Source organism: Flavimaribacter sediminis, assembly GCF_019492055.1.
Taxonomy (GTDB): domain Bacteria; phylum Pseudomonadota; class Alphaproteobacteria; order Rhizobiales; family Rhizobiaceae; genus Flavimaribacter; species Flavimaribacter sediminis.
The window spans coordinates 451396-469414 of the sequence record NZ_JAICBX010000003.1 but is presented as its reverse complement, the minus strand read 5'-3'; the positions used below and the strand labels follow the sequence as shown (position 1 = coordinate 469414).

15 protein-coding genes are annotated in these 18019 nt (G+C 58.0%); 6 read left to right on the top strand and 9 right to left on the bottom strand.

The features are described from left to right. Positions 1-6: 6 nt before the first annotated feature. Positions 7-1755, bottom strand: a complete 1749-nt coding sequence (locus K1W69_RS17905; RefSeq protein WP_258571165.1) for a capsular polysaccharide synthesis protein — start codon at positions 1753-1755, stop codon at positions 7-9. 166 nt (positions 1756-1921) lie between these two features. Here K1W69_RS17905 and K1W69_RS17900 point away from each other — a divergent pair, with 166 nt between their 5' ends. Further along, positions 1922-3322: a sulfatase family protein gene (locus K1W69_RS17900; RefSeq protein WP_220229786.1), complete on the top strand. Its 1401-nt coding sequence runs from the start codon at positions 1922-1924 to the stop codon at positions 3320-3322. 11 nt (positions 3323-3333) lie between these two features. Here the strand turns inward: K1W69_RS17900 and K1W69_RS17895 are convergent, their stop codons facing one another. From K1W69_RS17895 to K1W69_RS17875, 5 genes are all read right to left on the bottom strand, one after another. Next, positions 3334-4065, bottom strand: a complete 732-nt coding sequence (locus K1W69_RS17895; protein WP_220229785.1) for a sulfite exporter TauE/SafE family protein — start codon at positions 4063-4065, stop codon at positions 3334-3336. After that, a complete protein-coding gene (locus tag K1W69_RS17890) occupies positions 4052-6199 on the bottom strand; it encodes an acetate--CoA ligase family protein (protein WP_220229784.1) in 2148 nt (715 codons plus the stop codon). The genes K1W69_RS17895 and K1W69_RS17890 overlap by 14 nt, the downstream gene beginning before the upstream one ends. 11 nt (positions 6200-6210) lie before the next feature. Beyond that, positions 6211-7428, bottom strand: a complete 1218-nt coding sequence (locus tag K1W69_RS17885) for an acyl-CoA dehydrogenase (protein WP_258571164.1) — start codon at positions 7426-7428, stop codon at positions 6211-6213. A 20-nt stretch (positions 7429-7448) separates the two neighbouring features. Next, positions 7449-8240 (bottom strand): enoyl-CoA hydratase/isomerase family protein, encoded by a 792-nt coding sequence (locus tag K1W69_RS17880; protein ID WP_220229783.1) that lies wholly within the window; start codon positions 8238-8240, stop codon positions 7449-7451. 112 nt (positions 8241-8352) lie between these two features. After that, complete coding sequence (locus K1W69_RS17875; RefSeq protein ID WP_220229782.1) at positions 8353-9258, bottom strand: LysR family transcriptional regulator; 906 nt, start codon at positions 9256-9258, stop codon at positions 8353-8355. Between the two features lie 153 nt (positions 9259-9411). Between K1W69_RS17875 and K1W69_RS17870 the strand changes: the two genes are divergently transcribed. The 5 genes from K1W69_RS17870 to K1W69_RS17850 all read left to right on the top strand — a co-directional run bounded on the left by K1W69_RS17870 (position 9412) and on the right by K1W69_RS17850 (position 15203). Beyond that, a complete protein-coding gene (locus K1W69_RS17870) occupies positions 9412-10620 on the top strand; it encodes a thiolase family protein (protein ID WP_220229781.1) in 1209 nt (402 codons plus the stop codon). 3 nt (positions 10621-10623) lie between these two features. Continuing rightward, entirely contained in the window at positions 10624-11040 is a 417-nt protein-coding gene (locus K1W69_RS17865; protein WP_220229780.1) for a Zn-ribbon domain-containing OB-fold protein, read from the top strand. Positions 11041-11122: 82 nt separating this feature from the next. Beyond that, on the top strand, positions 11123-12148 hold the full coding sequence (locus tag K1W69_RS17860; protein WP_220229779.1) for a TAXI family TRAP transporter solute-binding subunit: 1026 nt from the start codon (positions 11123-11125) through the stop codon (positions 12146-12148). A 112-nt stretch (positions 12149-12260) separates the two neighbouring features. Next, positions 12261-14162, top strand: coding sequence for a TRAP transporter permease (locus K1W69_RS17855; protein ID WP_220229778.1), 1902 nt, complete (start codon positions 12261-12263; stop codon positions 14160-14162). Positions 14163-14204: 42 nt separating this feature from the next. Then, positions 14205-15203 (top strand): 3-hydroxyacyl-CoA dehydrogenase family protein, encoded by a 999-nt coding sequence (locus K1W69_RS17850; RefSeq protein ID WP_220229777.1) that lies wholly within the window; start codon positions 14205-14207, stop codon positions 15201-15203. A gap of 97 nt (positions 15204-15300) precedes the next feature. Here K1W69_RS17850 and K1W69_RS17845 read toward each other — a convergent pair whose 3' ends face one another. The 3 genes from K1W69_RS17845 to K1W69_RS17835 all read right to left on the bottom strand — a co-directional run bounded on the left by K1W69_RS17845 (position 15301) and on the right by K1W69_RS17835 (position 18012). Next, a complete protein-coding gene (locus K1W69_RS17845) occupies positions 15301-16026 on the bottom strand; it encodes a tyrosine-type recombinase/integrase (RefSeq protein WP_370688268.1) in 726 nt (241 codons plus the stop codon). Positions 16027-16464: 438 nt separating this feature from the next. Then, complete coding sequence (locus tag K1W69_RS17840; RefSeq protein WP_220229776.1) at positions 16465-16890, bottom strand: hypothetical protein; 426 nt, start codon at positions 16888-16890, stop codon at positions 16465-16467. Positions 16891-17046: 156 nt separating this feature from the next. Beyond that, complete coding sequence (locus K1W69_RS17835; protein ID WP_220229775.1) at positions 17047-18012, bottom strand: D-2-hydroxyacid dehydrogenase; 966 nt, start codon at positions 18010-18012, stop codon at positions 17047-17049. Positions 18013-18019: the final 7 nt, after the last annotated feature.

The following is an 18019-nucleotide window of genomic DNA, read 5'->3' as shown; positions in this document are numbered from 1 at the left end:
CTCAAATTACTTGTTTCGTGGATGTTGGTGTTCCCTGAAATTTCCGGATTCGACGCTTTCGACTCGTTTGCCCAAAAACACCCAGGTTTTGCTGGAGGATTTCTCCATGCTTCTGATATGAAACTGCTTTCTTTCTCGCTTCGATTTGTAAGCCGGGTTCGTATGGCGGTGGTGTTCGACGTAGAGCGCATTGGTAAATGCGACCGCGTTCTGCGACGCGGCGTTCCCGCATTGCAGGGTAAGATAGAAATCCTCGTGTTCTCCTGAAATTTTCAGGTCGTCGTCCCAACGCAGGCCTGTCTCGTCGAGAAAGGCGCGATCCATCAGGGCGAAATTGTTCACCGTGTCGGTGTAGTAGAAATAGTGGGTCTCATCGACATAGCGGTATTCTTTCGCCAGATACTGTTGAGGGATGAAAATCTTCGTGTCCGGCAGGAGCTTGTGATCAACGATTTTGTGGTCGAAGCTCGTGTAACGACGGTTTGTCAGTTCACCATCTTCGGAATAGTTGAAATTCTCGAACATACCGCCGAGGATTTTGATTTCCGGATGTTCGTTCCAGATCGCCAGCGCCACATCCAGCCTCGTGCGCGGCGTCACGAGAAAATCGTCGTCGCAGAGAGAAATGACGGGTTCGTCTGTGTTGTCGAGCAGGAGGTTTCGCGACGCTGAAAGCCCGTAATCCTCCGGCACGGGATAAAGGTTCACGCCGGGCGAATTTTGCAGCGCCTGATAATCGGTGAGGTCATCGCCCTGGACCGCGATGTGGATCGTGATCTCGGGCGGCAGATATCTTCGAACGGACTGAACGAACTGCTTGGAGGACTCCGGTCTCCGCAGGGTAGAGAAAATCAATGCGATGTCGCGATATCCGACCGGTTTTCTCGAACTGATCCGCGTGGATGGGCAGTTGTGCTCTGGCGTATCCGTAATGACGCTGCGTAGAATCGAACCGAGCATCGTCGGCGACGCCAGCAACTGTTGCTCGGTCATGCCTTTCAGGCTGTCCGGGAACAGGTTGTTGTAGAGCATCACGGTGTGGCATGCATCGAGTTCGGGGCGTGTCGATCCGTTGTAGTCGATGAGCAGAAAATTCTCGTGATCCTGGAAACCGAGCGGGTGGTAGAGCGCTTCCTCCAGCGGTTCGAAGTCCGTCGCAAGGTGGTCCTGAACAATGCGGGTGAGCATTGTTGAACCGAGCTCAATCCAGTCATACGTCGCGCCGGATCTCTGTTTGTCCGTCACCAGCCCGACTTGCTTGTCGGCATAAGCGCTGATGATGTTTCCGCCGGCCGCCGAGCCAATGAGGTTGTTTGCATAGAAAACGCCATTGGGGCCGCTCTTTTCGATTGCGAAAAATCCCTTTCGTTCGAGGATCCCGAAGAGATGATCGAGCCGTCCGAGGGCAATGCAATCGGAGTCGATCCATATTCCGCCATGCGCTTTGAGTATCTGCACGCGTATAATGTCGGCTTTCAGCGCGAGCGAAGGTTCGACGGCGTTCTTCGGAATGAGATTGTTGATCGCAATGGGCAGCGGCGGAAGATAATGGTGGAGGTTTTCGGGCGAAAGCACCACGAAAAGACAATCCGGATTCGTTTTGCGAACGGTTTCGTGGCAAAGATTTATGTATCCGGGCGTATGCTTGCCGGTCTTGTTTTCCCAATAGGTCCAGATAGTTCTGCAGTTCATCGGCTGTGCTGGTAATTGATTTGAATGAAAAATTATTGATTGCCAAATATGTGATCCGGCCATTGGCGACGCGGAAAAATCAGGTCTGCTGTCGTCCTCCTAGATCAGTGCGCATCGGGTTTTCAATTCACCGAAGACGACGCCTCGCTTGGTGCAACTTTCTGTTGCATATTGATTATATTTTCGCAAGCTTTGAGAGATACTGCTGCTTTTTCAGGAGTGGAATTTCATGCGTTGTTTTTTGCCTGGCGTCATTTTCGGGTTTTGCGCCGTGCTGTTGTCGGCCGGGTTCGCCTTTGCGCAGACGTCCCGCGTCAATATTGTCCTGATGTTGTCTGACGATCAAAGTTATCCGGATCTTTCGATCTACGAAAACCCGGATCTCGATACTCCGTCTCTGGACGAACTTGCGCGCCAGGGGCATCTGTTTAGGAGGGCCTATGTAACCGCGCCGCAATGCGTCCAGTCACGAGCGTCGATTGCGACCGGCCTCTGGCCGCTCTCGACGGGCGTCGTGCGCTTTTCCGCTGCGCTTGCCGAAGAAACGACGACCGTCTTCGACATCCTCAAGAGAAGCGGTTATTTCGTCGGCATGGTCGGACGCGGGCATCACCTCAACGGCACGAGGGTAGAAGATGACGGCCGCCTCGGTCCACTTGGCGATACGTTTTCGCGCCGGCTGGATTATCTATCGATTCGACCGGAGGCTTCGGCCGACCTTGTTTCGGAATTCCTCTCCGCGCGTCCCGTGGACCGGCCTTTCTTCCTGCAGATCGGTTTTTCCGATCCCCACAGACCATCGACGGCCACGCAATTTGAACCGGATCCTGAAGCGATCTCATTGCCGTCCGGTGTTCCGGATTCCGCAATCGTCCGCCGTTCACTGTCGAGCTACTACGGTGAGGTTAATCGTCTGGACGTCACTGTTGGCCAAATCATGGAAGTGCTTGGCGGCTCTGAGCTTTTGGATAACACCGCCATCATATTCATGGGCGACAACGGTGCCGCCGTGTACCGGGGCAAGGGCACGCTTTATGAAAAGGGAATACACGTTCCCCTGATTGTCCGCCTGCCGGGCGGCGAGGGCGGCGGCGAAGTGCACGATGCGCTGGTTTCCGGAGTCGATCTCATGCCGACCATCCTCGATCTCGCGGGCGCGCCGGCGCCTGAAGATCTGGACGGCGTCAGTCTGTTGAACAGCACGAATGAAATCACTCCGGACCGCGCTGTTTTTGCCGTGCGTGGATCCCACGGAACTGGCCTCGCAGGCAACAACGCCATTGCATTTGATCTTGGGAGAGCGATCATCTCTGGTCGCTACAAGCTCGTTTACAACGCCATTCCGCGTTATCCGTATGGCCAGACCGATATTCCATGGAAAGAGGAAAAGGCGCTGATCGAAGAAATCGGCGTCAAGCGTCTAAGGAAAGAATACGGTGTCTTTTACGGTGGAGGACGGCCGATGTTCGAACTGTTTGACCTGGCGGAGGACCCAGGCGAGCTGCACAATCTTTTCGAACTGGATAGCCATCGAAGCACACGAAACAAACTGTTGGCTGAGCTTTCCGCATGGATGGAAACGGAGAACGATTTTATCCCGATCCCCTATCCCGGCCTGGTCAACAGGTGATGGGGAGAACCTCACTGCCGAAAAACAAGTCCAAGGCCGGCGACCAGGAGCATCGTCCAGACGACGTGCAGGACTGTCTGCGCTGACACTCTGCCTCGTAATGCGTTCCCGATAAACAGTCCGAAAAGCATGCATGGGAAAAGATATGCAAGAAGCGTCAGCATTGCGCCCCGGAAGTAATAGCCTTCGAAAACGAACCACGATAAACGGCAAAGGCCGACCGTCATCACGAAGATGCTGATCGAGGCGCGAAAGGCGGCGAGGTCACGAAGGCGTCGAGACAGATAAATGGAGTAGATGGGGCCGCCGGTGCCAAACAGGGCCGTGAACACGCCTCCGCTCAGTCCGGCCAAGATTGCCCAGCGGCTAGATACGATCGGCGCCGATCCGCGATTGAGGAAGCACCATGCGGAATAGCTGATGAGGAAGAAGCCGAGCGTAAGCCTCAGGAGATATTCCGGCGCATAACTGAAAACGACCAATCCCGCAGCAATCCCGATTGCGGAAAACGGCAACAACCGTGCAAGCTCGCCAAGCGCCGCCGACTTTCGGCTGCGTACACCGACGAGCAGTCCGGCAACTATGTCGAAAAGCTGCATGACCGGTGAAGCGACCGTTATCGGCTGGAAGAACAGCAGCAGTGGCAGACCTGTGATGGTGGAGCCAAATCCGGTCAATCCGTAAATCGCATAGGCGAGGACAAGGATCGGCGCGGCCCACAGCAGCCCGTCAGGCAGGCTCATCTACCCCGGCGTCCGGCATTGACGTGAGGCGATCCTCGAAAATCATGACACAGTCGACGACGCTCGGTCCGTCTTCGCCGACCAGAACCGGATTGAGATCCAGTTCGGAGAGGCGAGGCTCCATCGAGCTTGCCCAATGCGACAGCCGCGAGAGCAAAGCCGCGATCGCTTCGCGGTCGACCGCCGGTTTGCCGCGCACACCGTCAAGGATTGCGCTCATTCGCAGCTCGTCCAGCATGGCTTTTGCCTCATTTGGATTGAAGGGAGCCCTGCGAAAGGTGACGTCCTTGAGCACTTCGACCAGAATGCCGCCGAAACCGACCATGACGATCATGCCGAAGACCGGATCGCGCTGCACGCCGACTACCAGTTCGACGTGGCCGCCGGACATTTCCTGAACGAGCACGCCAGCCAGCCTTGCCTCGGGCATATGATGGCGCGTGCGTTCGACAAGCATCCGAAATCCCGACCGGACAGCGTCCTCGTCATTGACGTTGAGAATGACGCCGTCGACCTCGGTCTTGTGCGGAATGTCGGGCGATTCGATTTTCAGCGCCACCGGACCGCCATTGGCTCGCCAAAGGGAAACGGCGCTGTCCTCGTTTTCGGCAAGCTCAACCCTCGCCATGGGCACTCCGGCCTCGCGCAGCCAGTTCGAAGCCTCGACGCTGGGCTGCATGCCGGAACCGGTCGAACCTTCAGGAGCGATGTTGATTACGCTGACGACGCGATCGTCGCCCGGCGGTTTCAGCATTCCATAACGCGAGAGGGCGGCGGCGGCTTCGACGGCGCGTTCGCCGGCGGGATAAACGGAGATCTCCATCGCGCGCAGTCCCTTGATGGCCGCCTCGGGCGCCGCGACCCAGCACACCAGGAAAGGCTTCTGCGTGCGTTCCTGTATTTCCCTGAAGATTTCAAGCAACGCGTCGACATGTGCTGTCATCAACTGTAGCCAGACGATGGCGACATCGATTTCGGGGTCATCGAGAAGCGCGACAACGGATTCAGTCAGTAATTCCGGTCGCGCGACGAACTGGCCGGTCACGTCCACCGGATTTCCGGCTGCGCCGAAAGCGGGCATCACCTCGCCGAGCCTGGCTTGCGTCTTCACGCCAAGTTCGGGGACTGCGAGCCCGACTTCTTCGGCGCGATCCGCCATCATGACGCCGGCCCCTCCCGACTGCGTCGCAATACCGAGACCGTTGCCCGAAGCGCGCCGGGGCTGGCAGAACACCTCCATCATGTCGAGCATCTGTTCTTCGTTGCGGGCACGCATCACACCGTACTGCCGGACGACGGCGTCGAAGACCGCGTCGGACACTGCCAGCGCGCCGGTATGCGAAGCGGCGGCGCGCGCGCCGGATTCCATGCGACCCACCTTTGTCAGAATGAGCGGCTTGCCGAGATCGCGGCATTTTCGCGCCAGCCGGATGAGCGACGCGCCGTCGCTCAGTCCTTCCAAGTAGCCGGCGGCCACCTTGATGCGCGGGTCTTCCACGAGCGCCATCATCAATTCGGCGAAGTCGAGATCGGCCTGGTTCCCTGTGTTGAGAAAATATCCGAGTCCGAGGCCGCGCTGACGAATCAGCGCAGCGATCGCGGTGCCGAACGCGCCGGACTGCGTGACGAAGGCGATCGGGCCAGCTCCTGTCTCCCCGTCGGCATATTGACTGAACGTCGCGTAGACATTCTCGAATGCATTGACGAATCCAAGGCAATTGGGACCAAGCAAAATGACGCGCGCGGCCTCGGCCGTTTCCGCCAGTTTCTTCTCGAGCGCCTTTCCCGCCTCTCCCATTTCTCCGAAACCGGAACTGAAAATGACGGCGGCGCGGATGCCTTTCCCGCCGAGATCGCGCACGCAGTCGCATACCTGTGCGGCGGGCAGGGCGATGATTGCAAGATCCGCGATCTCCGGCAGGGCGTCCACGCTCGGATAGCAAGTCAGGCCCGCGATTTTCTCGTATTTGGGATTCACCGGCATGACGCGGCCGGCATATCCTTTCTCGATGAGATGTTTCAGCGGACGTCCGCTCACCTTGCCGAAATTCTCTGAGGCGCCGATGACAGCAATGGATTTCGGATTGATCAGCCGGTTTATGGTCTCGTTTCGGTCTGGGTTTGCATAGGTCATCTGCTTTGATCTCAAAATGCCGAAATTTCGGTCTGGGCGCGTCCGAGAACGAGCGCATGGATGTCGTGCGTGCCTTCCAGCGTGTTGACTGTTTCCATGTTCATCATATGCCGGATCACATGATACTCGTCGGAAATGCCGTTCCCGCCGTGGATGTCGCGGGCGAGACGCGCGATCTCGAGCGCCTTTCCGGCGTTGTTGCGCTTGAGCAGCGAAACCATCTCCGGGCTGGCCTTGCCTTCATCGCGCAGGCGGCTCAGGTGAATGCAGGAGACGAGGGCAAGCGTGATCTCGGTCTGCATGTCTGCAAGCTTCTTCTGGATGAGCTGGTTGGCCGCAAGCGGCTTGCCGAACTGCTTGCGGTCCATCGCATACTGGCGCGAGGCGTGCCAGCAGAATTCTGCTGCGCCGATCGCTCCCCAGCAGATGCCGAAACGGGCGTTGTTAAGGCATCCGAAGGGCGCTCCCACGCCGCGCGCTCCCGGCAACCGGTTTTCCTCCGGTACGAAGACGTCGTCCATGTGGATCTGGCCCGTCGGAGATGCGCGCACGGAAAACTTGCCTTCGATTTTGCTGGTCGCCAGCCCTTCCATGCCCCTCTCGAGGATAAAACCGCGCACGATCCCTTCGTCGTCCTTCGCCCACACGATCATCACGTCGGCGATGGGCGCATGCGTGATCCATGTTTTGGCGCCAGTCAGGCGGTAGCCCCTGTCGACCTTGCGTGCGCGTGTTTTCATTCCCCCCGGGTCTGAACCGTGATCCGGTTCGGTGAGGCCGAAACATCCCAGTTTCTCGGCCCGCGCCATCGGCGGCAGGTAGGTCTCGCGCTGGCGCTGAGATCCGTAGAGATAGATCGGCAGCATGCTGAGCGTGCTCTGAACGCCGAGTGCGGAGCGGAAACAGGTGTCGACCCGCTCGAATTCACGTGCGATGAGACCGTAAGCGACATAGCTGATCCCTGCGCAACCGAATCCCTCGATGGTCGCGCCCAGAAATCCAAGCTCGGCAAGTTCCTGCATGACCTCGACATCGAATGTTTCGTGGCGGTTCGCGTCGAGAATGCGCGGCGTCAGCCGCTCCTGCGCATAGTCGCGTGCGGAATCCCGGATCATGATTTCTTCCGGCGTCAGCAGGTGCTCGACGAGGAACGGATCGTCCCACGAAAACTGCGCGCCCTTCATCCGCGCCCGATCAAGGACGTCGGCCGCCGGTTCCGGATTGGTCATTTTTTCTTCTCCCGCCTCAATCAGAAACTGTGTTTGCCGGCCTCCGCGCCGAATTGCGGCTTCCGCTTTTCCAGGAAAGCCTTCACGCCCTCCTGCTTGTCGGCGGAGCCGAGACAGATCTGGAACCATCGATGTTCGTAATCGATCGCGTGGTCGATCGTCATGTCGGCGCTGCGCGAGACCGTGTCAATGATCGCACGCGCCGATACGCTCGCAAGCTTCGAGAGCTTGTCGGCGATTATCTCGACTTCCACATCGAAATCTTCCGGTTCAACCACCCAGTCGACAATTCCCAGGCGTTCCGCCTCGGTCGCATCGACATGTTCGGCGAGCAGGATCATGCGCATGGCCCGGCCGCGGCCGACAAGGCGCGTCAGACGGGCGGTTCCGCCGTTGGCGGGCAGAATGCCTATCCTTGTTTCTGGCAGCCCTACTTTCGCCGTCGCGCTGGCAATCCGCAAATGGCAAGCGAGAGCCAGTTCCAGACCGCCCCCGAGCGCGTAGCCGTTGATCGCGGCGACTGTCGGAAAAGGCGCGGTCTCGAGCCTCCGCGCCAATTCTCGCCGCGCGCCGAAATCGATTTCGTTCCATGGCGTTCGCCGCTGCATCTCTTCGAGATCGGCGCCGGCCGCAAAGGCTTTGCCCGCGCCGCGCACGATCAGAACCCTGGTTTCGCCAGGCAGATTGCGTACCGCGTCCAGCGATTCCGCGATCAACTGATTGTTCAGCGCATTCAGCACCTGTGGCCGATTAAAGGTCAGATAGGCTTTCGCGCCTTCCTGGCGAAACGTGATCGTCTGATAGTCGGCCATACGTATTGAATTCCTGATTAGGGACCCACTTCCTAGAGAGAACAGCCGTATTCAGTCCAATTTATTTTGATGAGGATGAATATTCAGAACCTGAATATAGAGTGGCAGCCATTCAGAGATTGGCGCAAAGCGCAATGATGTGATTGCGGAGCCACCGGTGGCTTGGATCCTCATCCAGAGCCTCGTGCCATATCAGAAAGATCGGGAATTCGGGCGTTCGGACAGGCACGGTATAGGATTTAAGGCGAAAGTGGTCTGAATAGGTGAACGCCATTCTGCGTGGCAGCGTCGCCAGCAGGTTGGAGCGCTGCACGACTGCGGGCATCGACAGGAAATGCGGAACCGTCAGGGCTATTTTTCTCTTCAGCCCGCGTTTGTCGAGAGCGAGATCGATCATCGGCCGGGATTTTCGGCGCGGCGTTATGACGACGTGCTGCAGGTCGAGATAGGTGTCCAGAGAGAGCTGTTCGCCAAGTACAGGATGATCGATGCGCGCGAGTGTGACCAGATCTTCCGTCAAGACGCATTTGCTGACGAAACCCTCGCCTTGCAAGGCAAAATAGTCGAGGGCGAGATCAACTGTTCCCTCCCGAAGTTCGCGGGTCAGCGCTGCGCTTGGCTCTGGCCGGATCTGGATGTGGATGCCGGGCGCTGCTTCCGTCAGCCAGTCTATAAAACGCGGAATGAGGATGGTTTCGCCGTAGTCCTCAACGGCAATGACGAATTCGCGGTTAGATTTCGAATAATCGAACTCCTCGTCGCTGCGCAGGCCGCGCTCCAGCAATTCCAGGGACTTGCGGATAGGATCTCGCAGGGCTTTGGCGCGCGCGGTGGGCGCCATACCGCTCCCTTCGCGCTTGAAAAGCGGATCGTCTATGGCGTGACGCAATCGCGCCAGCGCGTTCGAGACGGCGGGCTGGGAAAGACTAAGGCGCAACGCCGCCCTGGAGATGCTTCGCTCTGAATAAACCGCATCGAATACCAGCAGCAGGTTCAGATCGATCGACCTGAGATTCATTGGCTCCTCCCTCCTAACCAGACGAAAATAATATTCAGGTCGTCAATAAAGTCTATTCCCTATAGAAAGTAGACAAATATAGAAACCCCGCTCATTTTCGTATCGACAAGAGACGGGGCGTCCAGTGCGGCGCCTTTCGAGGGAGGAGACTCGATGCGAGGAAATGTCGCCATTGTCGGCTATGGCAGGACGCCCTACAGCCGGCTGAAGCCCGGCGAGACAGTGCTCACAGTGGATGAGTACATCGCCTGGGCGGCCGAGCTTGCGCTCGACAGCGCGGGCATGTCGAAATCGGATTTCGACGGCCAGGGGCTTGGCGTTTCTCATGCCGAAGTGGCGCACACGGTGAACTGGTCGGCGGCCACCGCTGAAAATCTTGGCATCAGTCCCAACGCGCTGATACGCGGCGACCAGGGCGGCTGTTCCGCGACATCGATGCTTATCCGCGCAGCGGCGCTGATCGAGGCCGGAATAATCGACCGGGCGCTGATCGTTGGCGCGGACACGCCTCTGAGCATGCCGTCCATCGCCCCCGGCCTGCCGCTCTCTCCTGAAAGAACGCGTGGCGTCTACTGGGACTTCCAGGGACCATTCGGCGTCATGGGCGCCACAGCACAATTCGCTCTGGTGCTGCGCAGATACATGCATGAACACGAAGTGTCGCCCGAACAGCTGGGCAAGGTCGCGGTGACGAACCGGTATCATGCTTCTCTCCACCCGGCCGCCATCTACCGCAAGCCCTTTACGCTGGACGACTATCTCGATTCCCGGATGCTGTCGGACCCGATCCGGCTTTTTGATTGCGTTCCGATCGTGAACGGCGGACTGGCCTATATCGTGACATCCGCCGAGTCGGCGAAAACCATCACCGACAGGCCCGTCTACATGCTTGGATGCGGGGAGACGAACAACTTCTATTGCGGATCGCGCGTATTTCCGGATGTGACCGTCACCGGATTTTCCCAATCCGCGCCGCGCGCCATGGAAATGGCTGGGATCGAGCACGACGACATCGACTTTTTGCAGCCCTATGACGACTACCCGTTCATCTCGATGATGACGATCGAGGATTGGGGATTCTGCAAGAAGGGTGAAGGCGGAAAGTTCATCGAGGAGCACGATCTGCGTTTCGACGGAGATTTTCCGCTGTCCACTGATGGCGGGCAGCTGTCAGGCGGTCAGCCTGGTGGCGCGAATGGCGGGTTCATGCCCCTCGTCGAGGGTGTGGCGCAATTGCGTGGCGAGGCCGGAGACAGGCAGGTCAAGGATGCTTCCATCGGAGCGGTGTGCGGCTTCGGCGGTATCCCGTACGGGCGTCCCGGCCGCAGCTGTATCTCGATTATTCTCGGATCGGAGGCCTGAACCATGAACGCATTGCCTAGTAAGCCACTGCCCGAAATTCCTGAACTGACGCGTCCTTTCTGGAGCGCTGCGCGGGAAGGGCGGCTGGTCATGCAGAAGTGTTCGAGCTGCGGAACGGTGAATTTTCATCCCAAACCGTGGTGCATCGAATGCGGCGACCGCAACCTGGTCTGGACCGAGATGAAGCAGGAAGGCGCAGTCTATTCCTACACGATTTCTCATTCGGTCGCGATGAACTACCTGGGCTGGCAGGAGGAGTTGCCGGTTGTCATGTGCCTCATCGATATCGACGGCGGCGCGCGGATGTATGCGCAACTGACCGACGTCGCCGAACAAGACATCCATGTCGGAATGAGGGTAAAGGCCTATTTCGAACCAATAGGCGAGGAAGCCGGCATTCCGAAATTCAGGCCGGTCTGAGTGTTCGGCGCCAGTCCGGACGCCGCAGGCATTCTGCCATCCGGGCAGTTGAAACAGTTCGAATTCTGGGAGGATAACGATCATGAAGATTGCAGCAAAATCGACCAAGCGCGGCCTGGCCGTCGGCGTTATCGCACTGACAGCCCTATCGTTGGGGTCCGGCGTCGCCATGGCGCAGGACGATGCCGTTGATATAAGTTTGATCAGCGCGCCCTTCGGCACCGGTTCCTACGTCATGGGATCGGCGCTTGAGGAGATTTCCAAGAAAAACGACACGGGCGTGCGGATCACCCATACGGAAAGCCCGGGCTTCGTTTTCAACATCAAGAAACTGGACAAGGAACCCGACCTGAAGGCGAACACGATCGTCGGCTCCGGCGGTGGCGTTCAGGGTCTGGCGAAAGCCGGCGCTGAACCGTTCGACAAGCAGTATGACGGCCTCAAACTCATCGCAAACTACAATCTGAATTCAAGCTGGCTTGCGAGTCTTGATGATGACATCAAGACGCTTGACGACCTCAAGGGCAAGAAGGTGGCTGTCGGGCGTCGCGCCCAGATCAACTGGGCGATCCAGCCTGTCGCGATTCTCCAGAATGGTCACGGTTTCAAGGATGGCGACGTCGACATCCAGTATGTCGGAACCAAGGAATCGGTTGCGGCGCTGCTCGACGGAACGGCCGACGCCGCGATTGTCGGCGGATATATCGATCCGGTCAGCAACCGCATGATGCTGAGCCCGCAGACGATCGAATTTCTTGCGTCGGGCCGCAAGCCGAACCATCTCGAATGGGGCGCGGATAACGTGACGAAAGCCCGCGAAGCCGGAATCAGCATGGCCAACGTCACGATCCCGGCCGGCATCGACCCGAGCATCTCCGAGCCCATGGATGGGTTCGCTGACAGCGTCGCATGGATGGTCGCGCCTGAGTTTCCGGATGATGTCGCCTACAAGGTCACCAAGTTGATCCTCGAGAACATCGAGCAATTCGGCGACTACCAGGCGACCGGAAAGCTGATGTCTCCCGAAGGCATGATCTATGGCTGGGATATCGAGGATATTCATCCCGGTGCCTTGAAGGCCTATCGCGAGGCCGGCCTGATCGATTGATCGGAAACGGCGGTTTTGGGGAGACATCCGCAAATCATTGTGATGTCTCCTCCTTTTTGGCAGGAAAAGACGTCTCTTTGCGGCTCGCCCGCGTTACCGGAGCATCGACGCCATGCAGACCAGATTGCTGGACGGCGCCATCGTTTTGATCGGACTTTTGATGTTCGGCTACCAGATGGTCTCGACCCAATACCTGTTTCTCGGCTCCTACGAGCATCAGGCTGTGCATCTCGGCTTCATCTTTGCCTTGCTGTTCCTGAATCAGGCCCGTCAGGCTTCGGGCGTCTTCGGGATCGTGTCCAACCTGGTGTTCGCCGTGCTTGGCGTCGCGGCGACCGGGTACGTGCTTTTCAACATTATCCATCTGGAAGAGGTCTTCGGCTATCCGGAACCGGTCGACGTCGTGGTGGGCGTGGTCCTCATCGGGCTTGTCGTGATCGCCACACGCGCCGCTTGGGGCTGGACCCTGCCGATCGTTGCGGCGATCTTCGTCGGCTATTTTCTGTGGGGGCATTATCTTACGGGCCACCTTCACCACCGGCCTTTCAATTTCGACTATGTGGTTTCCTATCTCAGCATCGGACTGTCGGGCATTTTCGGAACCTTTCTCGGCATTTCCGCCAATCAGGTCTTCCTGTTCGTCGTATTCGGCGCGCTGCTCGGCATCATCCGGGTCAACGACTTCTTTCTTGAAGCGGGCAAGATCGCCGGCAAGGCCTTTCGCGGCGGACCGGGTCAGACTGCAGTGGTCTCCAGCGGGTTCATCGGGATGATTTCCGGCGCGGCTGTCGCGAACGTTGCGGTCACCGGCGCCTTCACCATTCCCTACATGAAGCAGGTCGGATACAAGCCGGAACATGCCGCCGCGATCGAAGCGACCGCTTCCACGGGCGGTCAGCTCATGCCGCCGGTGATGGGCGCAGCGGCGTTTCTGATGGCGTCGTTCCTCGGCGTGTCCTACGACACGGTGATGCTGGCAGGCATTCTGCCCGCCATCCTGTACTTCTGGGGCGTGATGCTGGGCGTGCAGTTTCTGGCCGTGCGCTTCGATATCCGCCCACCGCTCGAACGGATCAACTTTCCGGTCCTGTTGCGTCGCCTGCCGCTTTTCGCGCTGCCGCTGGCGGTGCTGATCACCATGCTGATCATGCAGTACAGTCCGGCCAACGCCGCGTTCTGGGCGATCATCCTCGCCGTGGCGCTGTCCTATGTCGACCCGCAGACCCGCCCGAAAATCGGTCACCTGGCGAGGAGCATCGCCGGCGGCGCGTTGGTCGGCGCCCAGATTGGTATTTCCCTGGCGCTCGTGGGGCTGATCGCGCAAACACTGATCACCACCGGGCTCGGCAACAAGATTGCAAGTCTCGTCGAGTTGCTCAGCGCGGGAAATCTGCTGATCGGACTGGTCCTGACGATGATCGTCTCGATCATCCTGGGCTGCGGCGTGCCGACAAGCGCCGCCTACACGCTGGTTGCGATCGTTGTCATTCCGTCGGTCATCAAGATGGGCGTGGATCCGATCGCCGCCCATTTCTTTTCGTTCTATTTCGCTGTCATTTCCTCTCTGACGCCGCCGGTGGCGCTTGCCGCGCTCGCAGGCGCGGGCCTGGCAGGAGCGCCTTACTTCAAAACCTCGCTTTCCGCCGCCAAGCTCGCCATATCCGGCTTCATCATACCCTTCCTGATCATCTTCAATCCGCTTCTCACCTTCAATCCGGTGAACTGGGTCTGGGGGATCGGGACGATAATTGCCGTGCCGCTCGGCATGACGGCGCTCACCGCAGCGATCTATGGATGCGGCCTGAGCGTTTTTACAGCGAAGGAACGATTGCTGGCCACGCTCGCCGCAGCCTGCCTGCTGGGATATTCCGCATTCCGGCATGTCGATGAACTGCCCATCGAATACCCGATGCTTGTGCTCGGCATCGCCGCCTTTGCCGCAACGCTGTACACGCAGGTTCGCACGACAAAGGCGAAAGGTGAGCCCCTGAACCCGCAATTGCAGAACGGTTAGAGGCGGCTGTCAGTGTGGCCGATCTGATGAAAGCCTCCGCCCATGGCTGACGACAATCCAGTGATTGCGAAGCATGTCATCGTTGTCGGCGCCGGAGCGATGGGACGCGACATAGCAGCGATGTTCCTGGGCGGCGGATCGAGGATAGAGGTTGTCCTGCGAGATTCTTCGAAGGTCGAAGTAACCCGGGAGGGCATTGCCGTCAGCGTCGCCGAGACCGGCCATGACTTCGAACCGTCGCGGCTGATGATCCGGTCCGGGATGCATGCGACGGACTGGAGAAACGCCGACCTTGTTGTGGAGGCGGTTCCGGAAGATCTGGCGATGAAGCGCGCCATCTTCTCGGACATCGCAGGGCGCGTGGCGCGTGACGCGATCGTCGCGTCGAACGCATCGGCGATCCCGATCAGCGCGATCACTGAGGGACTGTCGCTGGATCACAACGCTATCGGCATGCACTTCTTCCTGCCAGCGCATCTTGTGCCATTGGTTGAGATCGTGCGTGGTCAGAACACGAATCCGGCCGTGGCGAACCGCGCGGTCTCGATGCTCCGCGCCGCAGGCCGGACGCCGGTGCTCGTAAACCGCGATACGCCGGGGTTTCTCGCAAACCGAATCCAGCACGCCATGATGCGCGAAGTCTTCGCAGTCATCGACGAAGGCCTGGCGTCTCCGGAAGACGTCGACGCGGCAGTCCGGTACAGCTTCGGCATGCGCTTTCTCGCCGCGGGGCCATTGATGCAGAAGGAATTGTCTGGTCTCGACACGCAGATGGCTGCGGCAAGTAGCATCTACCCCGTTCTGGCGAACAACGCCGAGCCTGGTCCCATCCTGGCGGAAAAGGTGAAACAGGGTCACACCGGCCTCAAGGCGCTGCAAGGTTTCTGGCGGTGGACGCCGGATGAGGCTGAACGCGTTCGCGAAGAATTCCGTACGGCTTTGATGCAGAGCCTGAACCTGCTCAACCGTATCGATCAGGCGGCTTCGCATTTCGACGCTCTATCCGCTGCGTCGACTGACGAAGTCGAATCGTCACATTAATTTCTCTTGCCCTTTTGTCAGACTTTCGCTAATGCCCGCAGCGGAACACCTCTCCCCAACGAGCGATGAGTATGTTTCATTGTTTTTTCCTTTCTTTTCAATTACTTGCATTCTTTGATTTTTCGGGCTGTGTCAAATTCGTGTCAAAAATTGCGTCGGTGACCGATTTCTCTGTCCTCGAATGCCCATAGGTGCGGACCACTTCCGTCACTACTTTCCAACCACCGTTTTCGGCGACCGTGACAACGTCCACGCCCGCATGAAGCAGACTTGTCGCGAAGCCGTGACGGCAACTGTGAAATGATAGCTGCTTGATGCCTGCGCGTTTGATCGCATTGTTCCAGGCCTGCCGTGCGGTAGTCCGGTGTACGTATCGAAAGACGCTACCGTCCGGATTATGATTCGACGGAATGTTCGCAAGCGCGGCAACCACTCGCGGCGGCAAATGCGCAACTCTTTCGTCATTGATCTTGGTCTGGCGGATCAACGCCGTAGCAGACTTCAAGTTGATATCTGACCAGGTCATGGCAAGCGCCTCGGATATCCGAGCGCCGGTGCCGAACATGAACAAGCAAAGCGCGCCGAGGTGAGGGGAGGCGTGTTCCGCGAATGCCTCAACCCATTCCAGTGTTGCAGGTTCCTTGACCTTTGTGGCGACCTTGAACCGCTTTACCTGCATGGGAGGGCACCAGTCGAGTTCAGCCGCGTGATTGATAATCGCTTGCGTCGGCACGATAACCTGACGATTGCATGTCGCGGGGCCGGCGTTAGGATAGAGCCTGATTGCGGACTGTCGGATTGCGCCGGCGGTGATCTCGCGCACCGGTGTGTCCTTCCAGAAATCCTCGACCTTTTCTCGCAGAAAGACTCGCCAGGCGGTCTAAACCAAAGCGGGTGCACCCGAGAACATTTTCGGAAGACCGCCTTGGAAGTTGGTCGATCCCCCTAAGCGATGGAGTTTCGCTACGCTTCATAGATACTGTCATGTCACAATCCTTTCGAGGGCCTACAATGATATGTCAGGCGTCCCAATGCCTTTGGGTGCTGAAATCTGTTTTTAGCTTTTGAAAAATGTTGGTGGTTCTCTGATCAGGTAATCTATTCAATTCTCCGCCTCCCGGAGGCGGTGTTGCATCATCGCCAAGATGCTGCGTTCCTGATCCGTCAGTTTCGACAGCTTTTCCTCATTCAGCTTCTTATAGAGCAGGTTTACAATGCGATTTTTGACATCGAGTACGATGTCCTGAATTCGTATGATGAACTAGACTTTCATACTCTCTGAAACGACTTCGTTGAGGCTGCGGAAAAAAGCCAATTGATCTTCGTTTGCGATGAAATCAACCACCAGTTGATCATTGTTCCAGTATAAAATTGCAAAGTAATACTTGGACGGTTCATCTTCAGAGTGGGATAGACTGAATCCGACCCATTGCTCAAAACGATCGTCGGAGACGATTTGATTTGCCAGAGAGGGCGACACCAGCAGATTGGTGAGATACAATGCCGTCGAAATCTTCACCACATCAAAAGCGGAGAAAAGGCGCCGGTTTCCTGTGCCGCCTTTCTGTTTTGGCGTAACGGAAATCGTATTGCGATGAAGCCAGTTCTGCAGAGTCAGTTTTGGCACACCAGTGATTTCGATCAGCTGTGCGCGCGTGAAGCGATGTTTATAGAAATCGATATCCATATGATTGCATTCTCATGAATGCTAATTCCCGCCAATTATGAATTATTGGGAATTCTCAATATACTGGCGCTTCGATTTTGGCCGACTGGCTGAACTCGTCAGGAACTGACGCGCAGTCACATTCCTTGTTGGATAGAGCGCATTAGCGCTTTGCTTTCACCTCAGGTTGATGACTTCGCGCAAGGTCTCACCGACTGCGAAACGGCGCGCGTTCTCAGTAACCGTATCAGCAATACGCTCATAGCTCTTTCGACTGCCGCCGCCGCCGACATGGGGAGATATTATGACGTTCGGCGTTGCCCAGAGTGGATGGTCGGCGGGTACGGGTTCCGGTTCGGTCACATCCAGACCTGCGCCTCCAAGCATTCCATTTTGCAGAGCGTCCATCAAAGCTTCGGTGTCGATCAAACCACCGCGACCGACATTGATGACCCACGCATCCGGCTTGCAGGCGGCGAGCGTCTCCCGGTTGATGATCTGGTGCGTCGCACCGTTCAAAGGAAGACAGAGAATGATCGCGTCCGCCCTTTGGAGCGCCGGTATGAAATCGTCCATTCCCACCATTTCGTCCGCCATCTCATCCGGCGTCGGTGTCCGCCGCATGCCGATGACGTGCATACCGAAGGCCTTCGCCCGTCGCGCGACCTCACGCCCGATGGACCCGTACCCCACGACAAGAACCGTGGAGCCTTCCAGGCTTTTTACCGGCGCTTGCGTATTGCGCTCCCAGGTTCGTCGCATCTGGTTTTGGACATTTTCGTGCAGGCGGCGGGAGAGTGAGAGCAGCAGCGCCATCGCATGCTCGGCGACCGGAACCGCGAGCGCCCCGCCGTTTCCCGTAATCACCACTCTGTCCGGAACACCAAAAGCGACGAGGCCGTCATAGCCGGCGGAGGTCAATTGGATCCACCGCAGATCGTGGGCTCGGTCCCTGATCGCGGCGGCGATGTCGGCGCTGTAATGCGTTTCTCCACCCGGCATGATCAACGCATCCGCTCCATCTAGAGCGTCGGGGATTTGTTCCAGGCTGTCCGGAACGACAAGATCGATCCCCGTCAACGCGGAGAGCTGGCCGTTGATCAGGTCTCGGGCGATGAGCGGAAAGGAAACGATGCGTGGCAAGCGGGCC

Bases quoted from the DNA above. Each gene is read 5' to 3' on its own strand.
- K1W69_RS17840 (WP_220229776.1), bottom strand. From the start codon at position 16,890: ATGGATATCGATTTCTATAAACATCGCTTCACGCGCGCACAGCTGATC.
- K1W69_RS17890 (WP_220229784.1), bottom strand. From the start codon at position 6,199: ATGACCTATGCAAACCCAGACCGAAACGAGACCATAAACCGGCTGATC.
- K1W69_RS17895 (WP_220229785.1), bottom strand. From the start codon at position 4,065: ATGAGCCTGCCTGACGGGCTGCTGTGGGCCGCGCCGATCCTTGTCCTC.
- K1W69_RS17885 (WP_258571164.1), bottom strand. From the start codon at position 7,428: ATGACCAATCCGGAACCGGCGGCCGACGTCCTTGATCGGGCGCGGATG.
- K1W69_RS17860 (WP_220229779.1), top strand. From the start codon at position 11,123: ATGAAGATTGCAGCAAAATCGACCAAGCGCGGCCTGGCCGTCGGCGTT.
- K1W69_RS17900 (WP_220229786.1), top strand. From the start codon at position 1,922: ATGCGTTGTTTTTTGCCTGGCGTCATTTTCGGGTTTTGCGCCGTGCTG.
- K1W69_RS17875 (WP_220229782.1), bottom strand. From the start codon at position 9,258: ATGAATCTCAGGTCGATCGATCTGAACCTGCTGCTGGTATTCGATGCG.
- K1W69_RS17865 (WP_220229780.1), top strand. From the start codon at position 10,624: ATGAACGCATTGCCTAGTAAGCCACTGCCCGAAATTCCTGAACTGACG.
- K1W69_RS17870 (WP_220229781.1), top strand. From the start codon at position 9,412: ATGCGAGGAAATGTCGCCATTGTCGGCTATGGCAGGACGCCCTACAGC.
- K1W69_RS17855 (WP_220229778.1), top strand. From the start codon at position 12,261: ATGCAGACCAGATTGCTGGACGGCGCCATCGTTTTGATCGGACTTTTG.
- K1W69_RS17905 (WP_258571165.1), bottom strand. From the start codon at position 1,755: ATGGCCGGATCACATATTTGGCAATCAATAATTTTTCATTCAAATCAA.
- K1W69_RS17880 (WP_220229783.1), bottom strand. From the start codon at position 8,240: ATGGCCGACTATCAGACGATCACGTTTCGCCAGGAAGGCGCGAAAGCC.
- K1W69_RS17850 (WP_220229777.1), top strand. From the start codon at position 14,205: ATGGCTGACGACAATCCAGTGATTGCGAAGCATGTCATCGTTGTCGGC.